Origin of the sequence: Curtobacterium sp. MCSS17_015 (assembly GCF_003234265.2) — a bacterium.
Lineage (GTDB): Bacteria > Actinomycetota > Actinomycetes > Actinomycetales > Microbacteriaceae > Curtobacterium.
In genome coordinates this window covers 1,008,493-1,024,108 of the sequence record NZ_CP126256.1, presented here as the reverse complement: position 1 = coordinate 1,024,108, position 15,616 = coordinate 1,008,493, and the positions used below count along the sequence as shown (strand labels likewise).

General features: G+C 72.4%; 12 protein-coding genes. 9 read left to right on the top strand and 3 right to left on the bottom strand.

What is annotated here, in order from left to right; genetic code table 11:
* Window positions 1-115: 115 nt before the first annotated feature.
* Entirely contained in the window at window positions 116-1,183 is a 1,068-nt protein-coding gene (locus DEJ18_RS04835) for a cation diffusion facilitator family transporter (RefSeq protein ID WP_111211282.1), read from the top strand.
* A gap of 17 nt (window positions 1,184-1,200) precedes the next feature.
* On the opposite strand, the gene DEJ18_RS04830 is transcribed toward DEJ18_RS04835, so the two are convergent.
* Together DEJ18_RS04830 and DEJ18_RS04825 are read right to left on the bottom strand one after the other, a co-directional pair.
* Complete coding sequence (locus tag DEJ18_RS04830; RefSeq protein ID WP_146241617.1) at window positions 1,201-1,905, bottom strand: hypothetical protein; 705 nt, start codon at window positions 1,903-1,905, stop codon at window positions 1,201-1,203.
* A gap of 130 nt (window positions 1,906-2,035) precedes the next feature.
* Window positions 2,036-2,635, bottom strand: coding sequence for a TetR/AcrR family transcriptional regulator (locus DEJ18_RS04825; RefSeq protein ID WP_111211284.1), 600 nt, complete (start codon window positions 2,633-2,635; stop codon window positions 2,036-2,038).
* A 31-nt stretch (window positions 2,636-2,666) separates the two neighbouring features.
* Here DEJ18_RS04825 and DEJ18_RS04820 point away from each other — a divergent pair, with 31 nt between their 5' ends.
* From DEJ18_RS04820 to DEJ18_RS04805, 4 genes are all read left to right on the top strand, one after another.
* Window positions 2,667-4,316 (top strand): ABC transporter substrate-binding protein, encoded by a 1,650-nt coding sequence (locus DEJ18_RS04820; RefSeq protein ID WP_111211285.1) that lies wholly within the window; start codon window positions 2,667-2,669, stop codon window positions 4,314-4,316.
* 91 nt (window positions 4,317-4,407) lie between these two features.
* Window positions 4,408-5,361: an ABC transporter permease gene (locus DEJ18_RS04815; protein WP_111211286.1), complete on the top strand. Its 954-nt coding sequence runs from the start codon at window positions 4,408-4,410 to the stop codon at window positions 5,359-5,361.
* A complete protein-coding gene (locus DEJ18_RS04810) occupies window positions 5,358-6,284 on the top strand; it encodes an ABC transporter permease (protein ID WP_111211287.1) in 927 nt (308 codons plus the stop codon). Before DEJ18_RS04815 ends, DEJ18_RS04810 begins: the two co-directional genes overlap by 4 nt.
* Entirely contained in the window at window positions 6,281-7,909 is a 1,629-nt protein-coding gene (locus DEJ18_RS04805) for an ATP-binding cassette domain-containing protein (RefSeq protein ID WP_111211288.1), read from the top strand. Before DEJ18_RS04810 ends, DEJ18_RS04805 begins: the two co-directional genes overlap by 4 nt.
* Window positions 7,910-7,945: 36 nt before the next feature.
* Here DEJ18_RS04805 and proP read toward each other — a convergent pair whose 3' ends face one another.
* Entirely contained in the window at window positions 7,946-9,526 is a 1,581-nt protein-coding gene (gene proP, locus DEJ18_RS04800) for a glycine betaine/L-proline transporter ProP (protein ID WP_258376994.1), read from the bottom strand.
* A gap of 254 nt (window positions 9,527-9,780) precedes the next feature.
* Here proP and valS point away from each other — a divergent pair, with 254 nt between their 5' ends.
* From valS to DEJ18_RS04780, 4 genes are all read left to right on the top strand, one after another.
* Complete coding sequence (valS, locus tag DEJ18_RS04795) at window positions 9,781-12,378, top strand: valine--tRNA ligase (protein ID WP_258376995.1); 2,598 nt, start codon at window positions 9,781-9,783, stop codon at window positions 12,376-12,378.
* A gap of 125 nt (window positions 12,379-12,503) precedes the next feature.
* Window positions 12,504-12,755: a hypothetical protein gene (locus DEJ18_RS04790; protein ID WP_111211289.1), complete on the top strand. Its 252-nt coding sequence runs from the start codon at window positions 12,504-12,506 to the stop codon at window positions 12,753-12,755.
* A gap of 179 nt (window positions 12,756-12,934) precedes the next feature.
* On the top strand, window positions 12,935-13,516 hold the full coding sequence (locus DEJ18_RS04785) for a TetR/AcrR family transcriptional regulator (RefSeq protein ID WP_111211290.1): 582 nt from the start codon (window positions 12,935-12,937) through the stop codon (window positions 13,514-13,516).
* Between the two features lie 58 nt (window positions 13,517-13,574).
* Window positions 13,575-15,602: a M3 family metallopeptidase gene (locus tag DEJ18_RS04780; protein WP_111211291.1), complete on the top strand. Its 2,028-nt coding sequence runs from the start codon at window positions 13,575-13,577 to the stop codon at window positions 15,600-15,602.
* The last annotated feature ends 14 nt before the right edge of the window (window positions 15,603-15,616 follow it).

Genomic DNA, 15,616 nt, shown 5'->3' with positions numbered 1-15,616 from the left:
GCCTGGTTCTACTGACGACCCCCGTCGGGTGCCGCGTTCTTCCGGGAGGCTCCCCGGTGATGGCCGGATCGATGCCTGTGGGTCCGACTCTACCGGACGGGAGCATGCTGGAGCGATGCCCTCGTCGTCGTCCCCCGAGGCTCCGGGAACCGCTCCGGACGCCTCGTCCTCGCAGCAGAAGCCCGAGTCGCTGCTCACCGTCCTCATCGCCTTCGGGGCGAACCTGCTCGTCGCGATCGCGAAGTCGGTCGCCGCCCTCGTGTCGGGCTCGGCGTCGATGGTCGCCGAGGCCGCGCACTCGTGGGCGGACACCGGCAACGAGGTCTTCCTGCTCGTCGCGGAACGGCGGGGTGCCCGGAAGCGCGATGCGAGGCACCCGCTCGGCTACGGCCGCGAGACGTACATCTGGTCGATGTTCGCCGCGTTCGGGCTCTTCACCGCGGGCGCGATCGTCTCCATCACCCACGGCATCGGCGAGCTCGGGGACACCGGCCCGGCCGAGGACGTCACGCTGAACTACATCGTGCTCGGCGTCTCGTTCCTGCTCGAGGGCACGAGCTTCCTGCAGGCGTACCGACAGGCGCGCGGCGCCGCGACGAAGCGTCGGGTCCCGGTGCTCCGCCACGTGCTGCAGTCGTCGAACCCGACGCTCCGAGCCGTCTTCGCCGAGGACGCGGCCGCCCTCATCGGCCTGGTCATCGCGTTCCTCGGGGTCTTCCTGCACCAGGTCACCGGGCTCGCCGTGTTCGATGCGATCGGGTCCATCGCCGTCGGGCTGTTGCTCGGAGTGGTCGCGGTCGTGCTCATCGACCGCAACCGGCGGTTCCTGCTCGGCGAGAGCACCTCACCCGAGCTCGAGAACGCGGTCCTCGTCGAGCTGCTCGCCCGGGAGCAGGTCGAGAGCGTGAGCTACCTGCACCTCGAGTTCGTCGGCCCGTCGCGCGTGTACCTCGTCGCCGCGGTCGACCTGGTCGGCAACGACACCGAGGAGCACGTGGCCGGGCGACTCCGCCGGATCGAGGAGTCGCTGGAGGAGAGCCAGTACGTCGAGGAGGCGGTGCTCACGCTGTCCGTGCCGGGCGCACCGGTGCTGCAGCCGACGAGCGACGAGATCCCGGAGGTCGTGCGGGACGGGACGGTCGAGGACGTGGCCGCCGGCGGCGCAGGGACGCTGCGGGCCTGACCGGCCGACGGCGCCGCTCAACAGTCGTCGTTCGTGAACTCCAGGTCGACGGTCTGGTCGGAGCCCGGGAACACGTAGGAGTACCGCATCGCGATGTCCTCCTCGAGGATGTCGCGGGTCGCCGTCGTCGAGCAGAGGTTCGACAGCACGGAGTCACGGATCGACTGCTCGGAGATCGCCGTGGGATCGGCGTCCACGCTGTAGCGGTAGTGGATCGCCTCGTCCTCGGCCTCCACCCCGGTCCACGTGGTGATCGAGTCGACCTGCTTCGGGAACGTCGTCTGCTCGGAGATCTTCGCGACGCCCTCGTCGACCAGCTCCTGCTTGGACGGACCGCCGAAGGACGCGAAGCCCCACCGGACCAGCGCGGCGGCGATCACGAACGCGAGGATGCCGGCCACCGTCACCAGGACCCGGCGTCCGCGGGACTGCTGCGGGGGCTGGGCACCGAAGGCGGCAGCGCCGCCGGGCTGCGGCACGGGACCAGGGCCCTGCCACTGCTGCTGACCCTGTGGCCCGGCCGGGTACTGCTGCTGCCCGGGCATCGGCGACGCCTGCGCCGCGGGGCCCTGGGGAGCGCCGGTCTGCGCGTCACGCCCGCCGGTCCACTGCGGCGGCGGCACCTGCCCCTGGCCTGCCGGGCGCTCCTGCCCCTCGGGACGCTCGGGGTCCGGTCCGCCCGGTCCGGACGACGACGGCTGCTGTGCGGGTGTGTCGGACAAGGGTCCCCCTGGTGTCGGTGCCCGTCCCCCTCGGACGGCGCACCTGGGAACCTACCAGCGGCGCGGCCCCGCGGAGCCGTCCGACCGCGAGTCGCCCGGACGCGTCACACCGACGCCCACGACCGCGGCGTCAGCGTGCGTCGAGCCCCGCCGCCACCGGCGTCAGCGCCGCCCCGACGTACTCGACGAGCGGCCGCCGTGCGACCCCGTCGGTCACCCACACGCCGAACGCCGCAGCCGCCGCGCCGAGCATCGACCCCGCCACGGTCTGCGGCCAGAGGGACCCGGGGTGCTCGCCCGTCCGCCCGGCGACGAAGGACGCCACGGCCTGGTGCTGGGCCGTCACCCGTGTGGCCACGCTCGCCACGAGTTCGGCGCCGACGTCCATCACCTCGGCCTGCGCGATCGCCCACGGGACGCGCTCGGGGTCGTGTGCGCGGGCAGCGGCGAGCAGGGCGTCCTCGACGGCGCGGACGGCGCTCGGCTCGGTGGAGGAGGCCAGGTGCTGCGGCAGGTCCGTGACGGCGGCGTCGAGGTCGAGCCACATGACGTCGGACTTCGCGGTGAAGTAGTTGAAGAACGTGGCCCGGCTGACCCCGGCCCGGGCGGCGATCTGGTCGACCGTCGTGCGCGCGTAGCCCTGCTCGAGGAAGAGTTCGGCGGCCGCGTCCGCGAGCACCTCGGCGCTCGAGCGGCGGGGGCGGCCCCCGCGGCGGATCGGTTCGTCCATGCGCCCAGTAAAGCGCTAGACTCGACCAGCCATGATCTTGGACCCAGTACAGAAAAGCCCGGCGCTGCGGCGCATCGTGACCGGCGTCGCCGGCGCGGCCACGATCCTCCTGGCCGTCGCCGCGTGCTCCGGCGGCGCTCCCAGCGACAGCAGCACGCCGGTCCGCGGCGGCACGCTGACGTACGCCTCCGGTGACGCCGAGCCGACCTGCCTCGACCCGCACGTCGGCGGCAACTACCCGCAGGCGCTGCTGGCGACGCAGTACATCGAGGAGCTCGTCGGCCTCGACGACGACGGCGAGCCGACGCCCGAGCTCGCCCAGGAGTGGACGACGAGCGACGACGGCACGACCCTCACCTTCACGCTGCGTGACGACGTCACCTTCACGGACGGCACGCCCTTCGACGCCGAGGCCGTGGTCGCGAACATCGAGCACGTGCAGGACCCGGCGACGGCCTCGAGCACCGGGTACCTCGCCCTGCAGTCGATCGAGGAGGCCACGGCCACCGACGACCGCACGGTGACGCTCACGCTGAGCCGGCCCGACGCAGCGCTCCTCGAGTCCTTCTCGCAGCCCTGGGTCGGCATGGAGTCACCGAAGGCCCTCGAGCGCGACCAGGCGACGAACTGCGAGTCCCCGGTCGGCACCGGTCCGTTCGCGGTGTCCGACTGGAAGCACGGCGACCGCGTGACGCTGACGAAGAACGCGGACTACACCCCGCTCGGCGGCTCCACCACGAAGCCCCGGCTCGACGGCCTGACGTGGCGGTTCCTGCCGGACTCGACCTCCCGCTACGCGGCGTTGCAGTCCGGCCAGGTCGACGTGATCGACAACGCCCAGCCCGACCAGCTCAAGGCCGCGTCGTCGAAGGCCGCCATCCGCGACCTCGACGCTCCCCGCCCCGGCGCCTCGAACCGGCTGGAGCTCAACTCCGGTCACGGTGTGTTCCGCGACGAGGCCGTCCGCAAGGCGTTCATCGCCGCCGCCGAGATCGACCCCGGCCTACAATCGCTGTTCCTCGGCACCGCGAAGCGCTCGTACTCGGTGCTGTCGAGCGTCGAGCCGACGTCGTACTCGGACGAGTCGCTCTTCGCCTACGACCCGTCCGAGGCGAAGCGCCTGCTCGACGAGGCCGGCTGGAAGACGAACAGCGACGGCGTGCGCGAGAAGGACGGCACGCCCCTCACCGTGACCTTCCCGGTCTCGACGAACCAGTCGGTGCCCGCCGAGCGCAGCCTGTTCCAGCAGATCCAGGCCTCCGAGGCCGAGGTCGGCATCCGGGTCGAGCTGCAGGAACTCGACCTGTCCAGCTGGTACGCGGCACTGGCGGCGAACCGGTACGACGTCGTGAGCGCCCCGTACACGAAGGTCGGCCCGGACGTCCTCCGGATCCTCTACGACTCCGCGTCGATCACGCCGGCCCCGTCGGGGTACTTCGCGAACCTCGCCCAGCTCGACGACCCGGCCCTCGACCAGCTGCTCCAGAGGGCCGCGCAGACGTCGGACTCCTCCGAGCGCGCCGGTCTGGTCGAGCAGGCGCAGGAGACCATCCTCGAGAGCCGGACGGTCCTGCCGCTCTACGACCAGCAGAACCACTTCCTGTACCGCTCGGCCGTGCACGGCATCTCGACCACGTCGGTCTCCACGCCGTGGTTCGGGACGGCGTGGCTCGCCCGCTGACGCAGCGGTGACCAGCACACCGGTGTCGCCCGGGAGGCCCGGCACGCGTCCCCCGCGTCGCGCCCCCCGCGTGGGGTGGGCGCGCTGGGTCATGCGCCGGCTCCTCGGCGGCGTCGGGGTCCTCTGGGCGGTCGCCACGATCGTGTTCGTCGCGATCCGCCTCATCCCGGGTGACCCCGCCCTGGCGATCCTCGGAGGGCCCGGGTCGCAGGCCTCCGCCGACGCGGTGGCACAGGTCCGCAGCGAGTACGGCCTCGACCGACCGGTGCTCCTGCAGTACCTGGTGTTCCTCAGCCGCCTGGCCACCGGACAGCTCGGCGACTCGTACGCGTTCCGCACACCGGTGTCGACGCTGCTGGCCCAGCAGCTCCCGGTCACGCTCACCCTCGCGGTGGCGGGGCTCGTCGTGGCGTGGGTGCTGGCCGTCGTCGCCGCGTGGTGGTCGACACAGCGGGGCCGAACGGCGGCACTGCTGACGACCGGGCTCTCGGTGACCGCCAGCGTGATGCCGCACTTCTGGCTCGGCAGCGTCCTCATCGTGGTGTTCGCGAGCGGCCTCGGGTGGGTCCCCGCCGTGAGCGACGGCACGCTGCGCGGGTGGGTCCTGCCGGTGCTGGTCGTCGCGGTGCCGGTCGCCGGGTACCTGGCCGAGACGATCCGCGACGGCGTGGTGGACGCCCAGCGGTCCGCCTTCGCGCTCGCCGCCCGCGGCCGTGGGGAGTCCCGCGCGGGGCTCTTCGGCCGACACCTGCTCCGGCACGCCGCGCTCCCCGGGATCGCCCTGTCCGCCTGGGCCTTCGGGTCGCTCGTGTCCGGTGCGGTCGTCGTCGAGTCGGTGTTCGCCCTCCCCGGGATCGGCCGGGCGCTGGTGACCGCCGTGACGCAGCGGGACATGCCCCTCGTCGCGGGGATCGCCCTCGTGTCGGCGGCGGCGTACGTCGTCGTGCTGGCGGTCGCGGACCTCGTCGAACGGGCCGTCGACCCGCGGGGCGCCGAACGGCACGACCCGCCGGGGTCGACGCGTGACGGGGCGGAGGCACGATGAGCGGCATCGCCGACCCGGGCCTCCCGTCCCGGCCCGCCCCCGTGGACGGCGTGCCCGGCAGCACGCCGCCGCCCCAGGACTCCGGTGCCCGCGCCGGACGCCGGTCCGAGCGATCTCGTGGGGGGACGCTCGGGCCGGCAGGGACCACCGCGGCCGCCGTGGTGGCGGTCGCGGTGGTCGCCGCGCTGTGGCCCGCGCTGCTCGGCGGCGCGCACCCGCTCGCGGTGCAGCCGTCGGAGGCGCTCCTGCCGCCCGGTGCCGGCCACCCCTTCGGGACGGACGAGTCGGGCCGTGACGTGCTGGCACGGGTGGTCGCCGGCACGCGGGCGTCGCTCCTGGTCGGGGTCGTCGCCACGCTCGTCGGTGGCGGGACCGGTGTCGTGCTCGGCGTCCTGGCCGGCCTCGGCGGACGGGTCGTCGACGCCGTCGTGGGACGGGTGACCGAGGTCGCCTTCGCCCTGCCGCTGCTGCTCGTGGCGCTCGTGGTCATCGCCGTGACCGGGCCCGGGCCGGTGCCGGCGATGCTCGCGGTCGGGTTCGCGACGGCTCCCGGCTACGCCCGGATCGTCCGGGGCCTGGTCCGGACGGCCCGGTCCTCGCAGGTCGTGGAGACCGCCGTGCTGCTCGGCCGCTCCCCCACCACCATCGTGTTCCGCCACGTGCTGCCCGCGGCCCTGTGGCCGATCGTCGCCGTCGGCACGCTCGGCATCGGACAGGCGGTCGTCTGGGCGTCGGCGCTGAGCTACCTCGGCGTCGGCACGCCCCCGCCGGCACCGGAGTGGGGTGCGATGCTCGCCGACGGCCGTACCTACCTGCAGACCGCGCCGTGGATGAGCACGTTCCCCGGTCTCGCGATCGTGGTCCTCGCGACCGCCGTGACGGTGCTGGGTCGCGCCCTCCGCCGAGCGGGAGCGGCACGGTGACGGCGCGCGCGGCCGACGGGCTCCCGGTGTCCTCGGCCCCGGCACTCGAGGTCGCCGGGCTCTCCGTCGTGATCGGCGACGTCCCCCTCGTCACGGACGTCGCGCTCCGCGTCTCCGCCGGGGAGTGCGTCGCACTCGTCGGCGCGTCCGGCTCCGGCAAGTCCGTGACCGTCCGGGCCGCGCTCGGACTCTCCGCCCCGGGTGCCGTGGTCGCCGCCTCCCGGCTCATGGTCGCTGCGCAGGACGTCCGTGGTCTGTCGGAACGCCGTTGGCGCGCGGTCCGCGGTCGGCACGTCGGGTACGTCGGACAGGAGGCCCTGGGCGCGTTGGACCCGCTCCGCCCGGTCGGGCGCGAGGTCGCCGACGCCCTCCGGTTGCACACGGCACTGTCCGCGCGTGAGCGCGTCGAGGCCGTCCACGCCGAGCTCGAGGCCGTGGGGCTGGATCCCGCGCTGGCCTCCGACGGGCGCACGGCGGGCACGCTGTCGGGCGGGATGCGGCAGCGCGCCCTCATCGCCGCTGCGACGATCGGTCGGCCGGGCCTCCTGGTCGCGGACGAACCCACCACCGCGCTCGACGCCGGCATCGCACTGCGCGTGATGGAGCAGCTGCACGCCGCGCAGGAGCGTGGGACCGGGCTGCTCGTCGTCACGCACGACCTCGGACTCGTCGCCGGGTGGGCCGACCGGGTCGCCGTGATGGACGGCGGACGGATCGTCGAGGAGGGCTCCACCGACCAGGTCCTGGCCGCGCCGGCGCACCCGGCCACGCGATCGCTGGTGCGCGCAGCCCGTGCTCCGCGTCCCCCCGGTCGGGCGACGGCCGCGGTCAGGACGACCCCCGCGCGCTCGGCCGCCCCGGTGCTCGCCGCCGAGGGGCTCCGACGCTCCTACCCGGGCGTCGCCGCCGTCGCCGATGTCTCCCTCCGGGTCGCACCCGGGCAGGTGCTCGGGGTGGTCGGCGCGTCCGGGTCCGGCAAGACCACCGTCGCCCGGATGCTGCTCGGCCTCGAGACGCCCGACGCCGGCACCGTGCAGTTGAGCGGGCAGCCGTGGGCGCCGTTGCCGGAGTGTGAGCGCCGCGGCCGCCGGCACCGGGTCGCCGCCGTCGTGCAGGACCCGGGTGCCACGTTCGACGAGCGGTGGGACGTGGACCGGGTGCTCGCCGACGCGCTGACCGGTGGACGGGCTCGACGAGCGACGGGCGCGCTCGGCGACCGCGTGGCGGAGGCGCTGCGGGAGGTCGACCTCGACCCCGTCCTCCGGCGGCGGTCACCCCGCACGCTCTCCGGCGGGCAGCGGCAGCGACTCGCGATCGCCCGCGCGCTGGCCACCGACCCCGAGGTGCTCGTGCTCGACGAGCCGGTGACCGCCCTCGACGCCACCGTGCAGGACGCCGTGCTCGGGCTCCTCGAACGGCTCCGCGACGACACCGGGGTCGCGATGGTCTTCGTGTCGCACGACCTCCGTGCAGTCCGCCGCCTGTCCGACGAGGTGCTCGTGGTGCACGAGGGCGCGGTCGTCGAGCACGGCACTGCGGCGGACGTGTTCGAGCGGCCGCAGCACGCGGTCACCGCGCAGTTGGTCCGCGCGGCCGAGCGGCTCGCCGCCGGCCCCACCGCCTGACGCGCGTGCGACCCGACGGCGCCCCGGGGGGAAGGGTCAGGAGCCGGCGGGTGCCCTGTCTTGCGTGTCCACCGGACCGTCGGCGGACACGATCGGGATCTGGCTCGTCGAGAAGTCCTTCGCCCAGTCGGACTGCGCGAGCTCCGACGTCGGGTCGTTGTAGTCCGCGATGACGTCGGCGACCTCGTCCTCGTGCGCGACCGTCGGGCCGGAGCCCATCAGCGGTGAGCTCGCGGTCTCCTTCGTGAAGTACACCGCGACCAGCCCGATGACGGCGGCGAGCATGAGGTAGAAGGCGGGGATGTCCTCGGCCCACCCGAAGCCCGCGTCCTTCGCGCCCGCGATGAGCGCCTGCGTCGCGAGCGGTGTCGTACCGCCGAACAGCGACACCGACACGTTGAAGGCGATCGCCAGTGCGCCGTAGCGGATGATCGTCGGGAAGAGCGCCGGCAGGGTCGACGGCATGGTCGAGGTGAACGTGACCAGGACCAGACCGAGGATGAGCAGGCCGGCGAAGACCCCGGGGCCGGTGCCGGTCTGCACGAGCTCGAGTGCCGGCCAGGACAGCACGATGAACCCGATGCACCCCGCGGCCAGCACGGGGCGACGCCCGAACCGGTCCGACAGCCGTCCGCCGAACGTGATGACGACCATCATGAGGATCATCACGATCACGATGAGGATGAGGCCGAACGTGGCGTTCTGCCCGAGGTTCGTCTCGAGGTAGGTCGGCATGTACGACAGCAGCATGTAGTCGGTCACGTTGAACACGAGGACCAGGCCGATGCAGACGATGAGCGAGCGCCAGTTCTCGGCGAAGAGCTTGAGGAACGGCGTCTTCTGCGACTCGCGCTCGGCCGCCTGCTCCTGCTGCTTCTGGAACGCCGGGGTCTCCTCCAGCTTGAGACGCAGGTAGAGCCCGATGAGGCCGAGCGGTCCGGCGACGATGAACGGGATGCGCCAGCCCCAGCTGAGCAGGGCGTCCTCGGGCAACGTGTACTGCAGGATCGTCACGATCGACGCGCCGAGCACGTAGCCAGCGAGCGTGCCAAACTCGAGCCAGGAGCCCATGAAGCCGCGGCGCTTGTCGGGCGAGTACTCCGCGATGAAGGTCGCCGCACCGCCGTACTCACCGCCGGTCGAGAACCCCTGCACGAAGCGGGCGACGAGCAGCAGCACCGGGGCCCAGAAGCCGATCGTGTCGTAGGACGGGATCAGGCCGATCATGAGCGTGCCCGCGGCCATCAGGATCATCGTCAGCGCGAGGACCTTCTGCCGGCCGATCCTGTCGCCGATCGGGCCGAACACCGCGCCGCCGATCGGACGGACGATGAACGCGGCGGCGAAGAAGCCGAACGTGGCGACCAGGTTCGAGGTCGGGTCGCCCGCCGGCAGGAACACCTTCGAGATCGTGACCGTCAGGTAGGCGAAGATGCCGAAGTCGAACCACTCCATGGCGTTGCCGAGGGCCGCTGCGGCGACGGCACGCTTGAGCAGCGACTCCTCGACGACGGTGACGTCGTCCTCGGTGAGTTTCCGTCGTGCGCGCTTGACGGCGCCCTTCGTCCGCAGCGGGCGGTCCCCGTGCGTCTGCTTCGGTGTCTCGTTGGCTGGCAAGAGCGTTCCTCCGGTGTGCTGTGCGTCCTTCGGGCGTCCGACGAAGACGGCGACACTGGCGACCTGCGAGCCGCGCTCGCCGGACAAACCCCGGAAGCCTACCAGGCGGGCGGTCGCGGGTGGCATGTCAGTGCCGCCCGGCAGGCTCGTGGCAGCGGCGTGACCGCTACGCTGAGCAGACCCCGTCGAGCGCGGGGACACTCAGGCACCTCATCACGGACTCGGTGCCGCACATACGAACGGAAGGCGCAGCCATGACCAAGCCCATGCCCGACAAGCCATCGGTGGACGGACTCGAGCAGGTCTGGGGACCGCAGTGGGAGCAGGACGGCACCTACCGGTTCGACCGCGCCGCCGCGGGTGACCGCTCCGCCGTCTTCTCGATCGACACCCCGCCGCCGACCGCCTCCGGCTCGCTGCACATCGGACACGTGTTCTCGTACACACACACCGACCTCAAGGCCCGGTACGAGCGCATGCGCGGCAAGCACGTGTTCTACCCGATGGGCTGGGACGACAACGGTCTCCCCACCGAGCGTCGCGTGCAGAACTACTACGGCGTCCGCTGCGACCCGTCGCTCCCCTACGACCCCGACTTCACGCCGCCGTTCGAGGGCGGCGACGGCAAGTCGAGCAAGGCCGCCGACCAGCTGCCGATCTCCCGTCGCAACTTCATCGAGCTGTGCGACCAGCTGACCGTCCAGGACGAGCAGCAGTTCGAGGAGCTCTTCCGCACCCTCGGGCTCTCCGTCGACTGGACGCAGTCGTACCGCACGATCGACGCGACCTCCCGCGCCAGTGCCCAGCGCGCCTTCCTCCGCAACCTCGAGCGCGGCGAGGCGTACCAGGCCGACGCCCCGACCCTGTGGGACGTGACCTTCCGCACCGCGGTCGCGCAGGCCGAGCTCGAGGACAAGGAGATGCCGGGCGCGTACCACGGCCTCGCCTTCCACAAGTCCGACGGCAGCGGTGACGTCGTCATCCAGACCACCCGCCCCGAGCTTCTGCCGGCCTGTGTCGCCCTCGTGGCCCACCCGGACGACGAGCGGTTCCAGGACCTGTTCGGCACGACGGTCCGCTCCCCCCTGTTCGACGTCGAGGTCCCGGTGCTCGCGCACCACCTCGCGCAGAAGGACAAGGGTGCCGGCATCGCCATGATCTGCACGTTCGGTGACACCACCGACGTCGTGTGGTGGCGCGAGCTGCAGCTGCCGAACCGCTCGGTGATCGGCTTCGACGGCCGCATCCGCTCGGAGGAGCCGGCGTGGATCGAGTCCGCCGAGGGCCGCGCGCTCTACGCCGAGATGGCCGGCAAGACGGTCTTCTCCGCCAAGAAGGTCGTCGTGGACGCCCTCACCGAGTCCGGCGAGCTCGTCGGCGACGTGAAGACCATCAACCACCCGGTGAAGTTCTTCGAGAAGGGCGACAAGCCGCTCGAGATCGTCTCCACCCGCCAGTGGTACATCGTCAACGGCGCCCGCGACGAGCAGCTCAAGCAGACCCTGCTCGAGCGAGGGAACCAGATCGCGTTCCACCCCGACTTCATGAAGGTCCGGTACGAGAACTGGGTCGGCGGTCTGTCCGGCGACTGGCTCATCTCCCGCCAGCGCTTCTTCGGCGTGCCGATCCCGGTCTGGTACCCGCTCGACGCCGACGGCAACCCGGTCTTCGACCAGCCGATCGTCCCGACCGAGGCGCAGCTGCCCGTCGACCCGTCGTCCGACCCGGCCCCGGGGTACGACGAGTCGCAGCGCGGCGTCGCCGGTGGGTTCCAGGGCGAACTCGACGTGATGGACACCTGGGCGACCTCGTCCCTCACCCCGCAGCTCGCCGGCAAGTGGGAGACCGACCCGGAGCTCTACGGCCTGGTGTACCCGTACGACGTCCGCCCGCAGGCGCAAGACATCATCCGGACGTGGCTGTTCACGACCGTGCTCCGCAGCCAGCTCGAAGCGGACGTGGTGCCGTGGACGAACGCCTCGATCTCCGGCTTCATCGTCGATCCCGACCGCAAGAAGATGTCGAAGTCGAAGGGCAACGTCGTCACGCCGCTGTCGATCCTCGAGCAGCACGGTGCCGACGCGGTCCGGTACTGGGCGGCCTCGTCGAAGCTCGGGACGGACGCGGCGTTCGACCCGCAGAACCCGAAGCAGATCAAGGTCGGCCGTCGTCTGGCGATCAAGGTCCTCAACGCGGCGAAGTTCGTCTACGGCTTCGAGCTCCCCACCGGCGCCCACCAGGTGACGGAGGCGCTCGACGTCGACATGCTCGCCGCGCTCGGCACCGTCGTCGACCAGGCCACGGCCGCGTTCGACGCCTACGACCACGCCCGTGCACTGGAGATCACCGAGCGGTTCTTCTGGACCTTCTGCGACGACTACCTCGAGCTCGTCAAGGAGCGCGCCTACGGCACCGCTCTCGACGCGAGCCACGAGACGCAGGCGAGCGCGGTCCTCGCGCTCCGCGGCGCGATCGACGTCCTGCTCCGCCTGCTCGCGCCGTTCCTCCCGTACGCGACGGAGGAGGTGTGGGCCTGGACCCACGAGACCAGCGTGCACCGGGCCTCCTGGCCGACGCGCGCCGACCTGCCGGTCGACCAGGCCGAGACGGGGCTGCTCGCCGCCGTCGGACAGGCACTCATCGGCATCCGTGGCGCGAAGACCGCGGCGAAGGCGTCCCAGAAGACGCCCGTCACCCGGGCCGTCGTGCAGGCGCCCGCGGGGGTGCGCGAGCTCGTCGAGCGTGCCGCCGTCGACCTGGCGGCCGTGGGCCGGATCCAGGACCTGTCGTTCATCGACGGTGACGAGTTCGCCGTCACCGAGATCGAGCTGGCGGAACAGCCCTCCGCCTAGGCGGACCGCCCGGGCCTGAACCCGACGACGGACGCCCCGTTACCGTGGAGACACGGGCGGGGCGTCCGTCGTCCCGACGGACTCCGCCGTGGACACGAACCCGCCGGCACGGACTGGAGGCACGGATGCAGCTGGGAACGAGATGGAACGTCGGTGCGGAACCACCCGCGCGACTGCCCGAGACGATGGTCGTCGCCGTCCGGCGGGTCGAGGACGAGTTGGCCGCGGAGTCGGTCGACGCCTCGACCTGGCGCTGGACGATGACGTTCCTGGAGGGCAAACCGATGGTCGAGCTGGACGACGGAACGTCGATCCACCTCGACCCGCTCGGGCACGCGCAGGTGACCGACCCGAACGACGCGGGGTCCGAGGACTGACCACGGACCACGGGTGGGCGCGCAGCTGCCGGATGCTGCACGGTCCGGCAGGGTCCGTAGGCGCCGGACCGCGTCCGCCGTCCGGCGCAGGTCGGCGGTGTGGCGCGCGAGTACGATCGAGAACGCACGTTCCCGGACCACCAGGGGCCCGGCGGACGGACGAGCGGACGGGGAAACGGATGGCGACGACCACGGTCGAGTCGGAGACGGCATCGCGGATCCTCGACGCCGCCGACGCCCTGTTCTACGCGCGCGGCATCCAGGCGGTCGGCATGGACGAGATCCGTTCGGCCGCCGGTGTCTCCCTGAAGAAGCTCTACGCCGCGTTCCCCGGCAAGGAGCAGCTCGTCGCCGCCGTGCTCGCCGGACGCCACGCGGTCTGGGAGCACGGCATCCGGGCCGCCGTCGACGCGGCCGACGGCCCCCGCGCGCAGTTGCTCGCCGTGTACGACTTCCTCGAGTCCTGGTTCGGGGACGACACGTTCCGCGGCTGCGGCTTCATCAACGCATTCGGTGAGCTCGGCGCGACCTCCCCGGCCATCGCCGAGATCGCCCGCGAGCACAAGGACTCCTTCCAGCGCTTCGTCGCCGGGATCACCGCACGGGCCGTGGCCGACACCGGCCGTGCCGAGGAACTCGCAGCGCAGCTCGCCCTGCTCGCCGAGGGGGCGCAGACCACGGCGGCGATCGCGGGGACGACCGAGGCAGCCGTGCACGCCCGACGTGCGGCGGCGGTGCTCATCGACGCAGCGGCCCGGTGAGGACGCCGGCCCGCTCCGCGCCCCACCCGGTCGTCGCCCGCGTCGCTAGGTTGGGGCGATGGACACTCCGTTCGACGAACCGAGCACACTCCCCTACGCCCTCCCGCCGTTCGACGGCGTCCGGACCGAGCACTACCGGCCGGCCTTCGACGCCGGCATGGCCGAGCACCGGGCCGAGGTCGAGGCGATCGCCAACGACCCGCACCCGCCGACGTTCGAGAACACCCTCGTGGCCCTGGAACGGTCGGGGCAGCTGCTCCAGCGCGTCGAGATGGTCTTCTCCACCGTCACCTCGGCCGACTCCACGGATGAACTCCGTGACCTCGAGGCCGAACTCTCCCCGCTCCTCGCCGCCCACCGGGACGCGATCGTCCTGGACGCCCGGCTGTTCGCCCGGGTCCGTGCCGTGCACGACGACCTCGACGGCGTCGAGGGGCTGTCGGACGAGGACCGACGCTTGGTCGACCGCACCCTCACCGAGATGACCCTGGCCGGCGCCGGACTCGACGGCGCCGGCAAGGAGCGTCTCACCGCGATCAACCAGGAGCTGTCGTCACTGACGACGACGTTCGAACGGAACCTGCTCGAGGACACGAACGACGCCGCCGTGCACGTCACCGACGAGGCCGGACTCGCCGGGCTCGACGACGGGGCGAAGTCCGCCGCTGCCGGTGCCGCCGCCGACCGGGGCCTGGACGGCTGGCTCGTCACGCTGCCGCTGTACACCGGCCACCCGTGGCTCGCCTCGCTCACGGACCGGGGGATCCGGCAGCGGATCATGGAGGCGTCGCTCTCCCGCGGGCGTCGGGGCAACGCGTTCGACAACCGTGCCGTCCTGCTGCGGATCGTGCGCCTCCGTGCCGAACGAGCCGAGCTGCTCGGATTCCGTGACCACGCCTCGGTCGTCACCGCGGACGAGACCGCCGGCGACCCGGACGCGGTCGCCGGGCTGCTGTCGTCGCTCGTCACGGCGGCCACCGCGAACGCACGGGACGAACGGGCCGTCCGCTCCCGCACCGTCGGCTTCGAGGTCGAGTCGTGGGACTGGGCGTACGCCACCGAGGTCCTGCGCGGGGAGCAGTTCGCCGCCGACGGCGGAGCGCTCCGCCCCTACCTGGAGGCCGACCGGGTCCTCACCGACGGGGTCTTCCACGCGGCGTCGGCCCTGTACGGGCTCCGCTTCGCCGAGCGTCCCGACCTGCGCGGCTACAACGACGACGTCCGGGTCTTCGAGGTCACCGACGAGCAGGACGGGCCCGTGGGGCTGTACCTGCTCGACCTGTACACGCGGGACGGCAAGCGCGGCGGGGCGTGGATGAACCCCGTGGTGGAGCAGTCGTACCTGCTCGGCACGCTCCCCGTCGTCGTGAACAACCTCAACGTGCCGAAGCCCGCGCCCGGTTCCGCCACGCTCCTGACGCAGGACGAGGTGGAGACGCTGTTCCACGAGTTCGGACACGCGTTGCACGGGCTCATCGCACGGACGACCTACCCGCGCTTCTCCGGCACGAACGTGGAGCGGGACTTCGTGGAGTTCCCGTCCCAGGTGAACGAGATGTGGGTCACCTGGCCCTCTGTGCTCGCGAACTACGCCAAGCACCACGAGACGGGCGAACCGATGCCGCCCGAGCTCGTCCTCGGGCTGAGCGACTCCGAGGGCTTCAACGAGGGGTTCGGCACGACCGAGTACCTCGCCGCCGCGCTCCTCGACCAGGCCTGGCACCGGCTGACCGCCGCCGAGGCCGCAGCGGTCACCGACGTCGAGGCGTTCGAACGCCAGGCCCTGGCCGCGGCCGGCATCGACGCTCTGGCCGTCCCGCCCCGCTACTCGTCGACGTACTTCGCACACACGTTCTCCGGCGGGTACGACGCCGGGTACTACGGGTACATCTGGAGCGAGGTGCTCGACGCGGACACCGTGGAGTGGTTCCGCGAGCACGGCGGGCTGTCGCGCGAGGCCGGGGAACGCTTCGCACGCCTGCTGCTCGGCGTCGGTGGGGCGAAGGACCCGCTCGAGGCCTACCGCGAGTTCCGGGGCCGCGACGCCGAGGTCGGGCCGCTGCTGCGCCGTCGCGGGCTCGAGTAGCCCGCGCGGCCGAC

Bases quoted from the DNA above. Each gene is read 5' to 3' on its own strand.
- DEJ18_RS04785 (WP_111211290.1), top strand. From the start codon at position 12,935: ATGGCGACGACCACGGTCGAGTCGGAGACGGCATCGCGGATCCTCGAC.
- DEJ18_RS04820 (WP_111211285.1), top strand. From the start codon at position 2,667: ATGATCTTGGACCCAGTACAGAAAAGCCCGGCGCTGCGGCGCATCGTG.
- DEJ18_RS04790 (WP_111211289.1), top strand. From the start codon at position 12,504: ATGCAGCTGGGAACGAGATGGAACGTCGGTGCGGAACCACCCGCGCGA.
- DEJ18_RS04815 (WP_111211286.1), top strand. From the start codon at position 4,408: ATGCGCCGGCTCCTCGGCGGCGTCGGGGTCCTCTGGGCGGTCGCCACG.
- DEJ18_RS04835 (WP_111211282.1), top strand. From the start codon at position 116: ATGCCCTCGTCGTCGTCCCCCGAGGCTCCGGGAACCGCTCCGGACGCC.
- DEJ18_RS04825 (WP_111211284.1), bottom strand. From the start codon at position 2,635: ATGGACGAACCGATCCGCCGCGGGGGCCGCCCCCGCCGCTCGAGCGCC.
- DEJ18_RS04780 (WP_111211291.1), top strand. From the start codon at position 13,575: ATGGACACTCCGTTCGACGAACCGAGCACACTCCCCTACGCCCTCCCG.
- valS (WP_258376995.1), top strand. From the start codon at position 9,781: ATGACCAAGCCCATGCCCGACAAGCCATCGGTGGACGGACTCGAGCAG.
- DEJ18_RS04810 (WP_111211287.1), top strand. From the start codon at position 5,358: ATGAGCGGCATCGCCGACCCGGGCCTCCCGTCCCGGCCCGCCCCCGTG.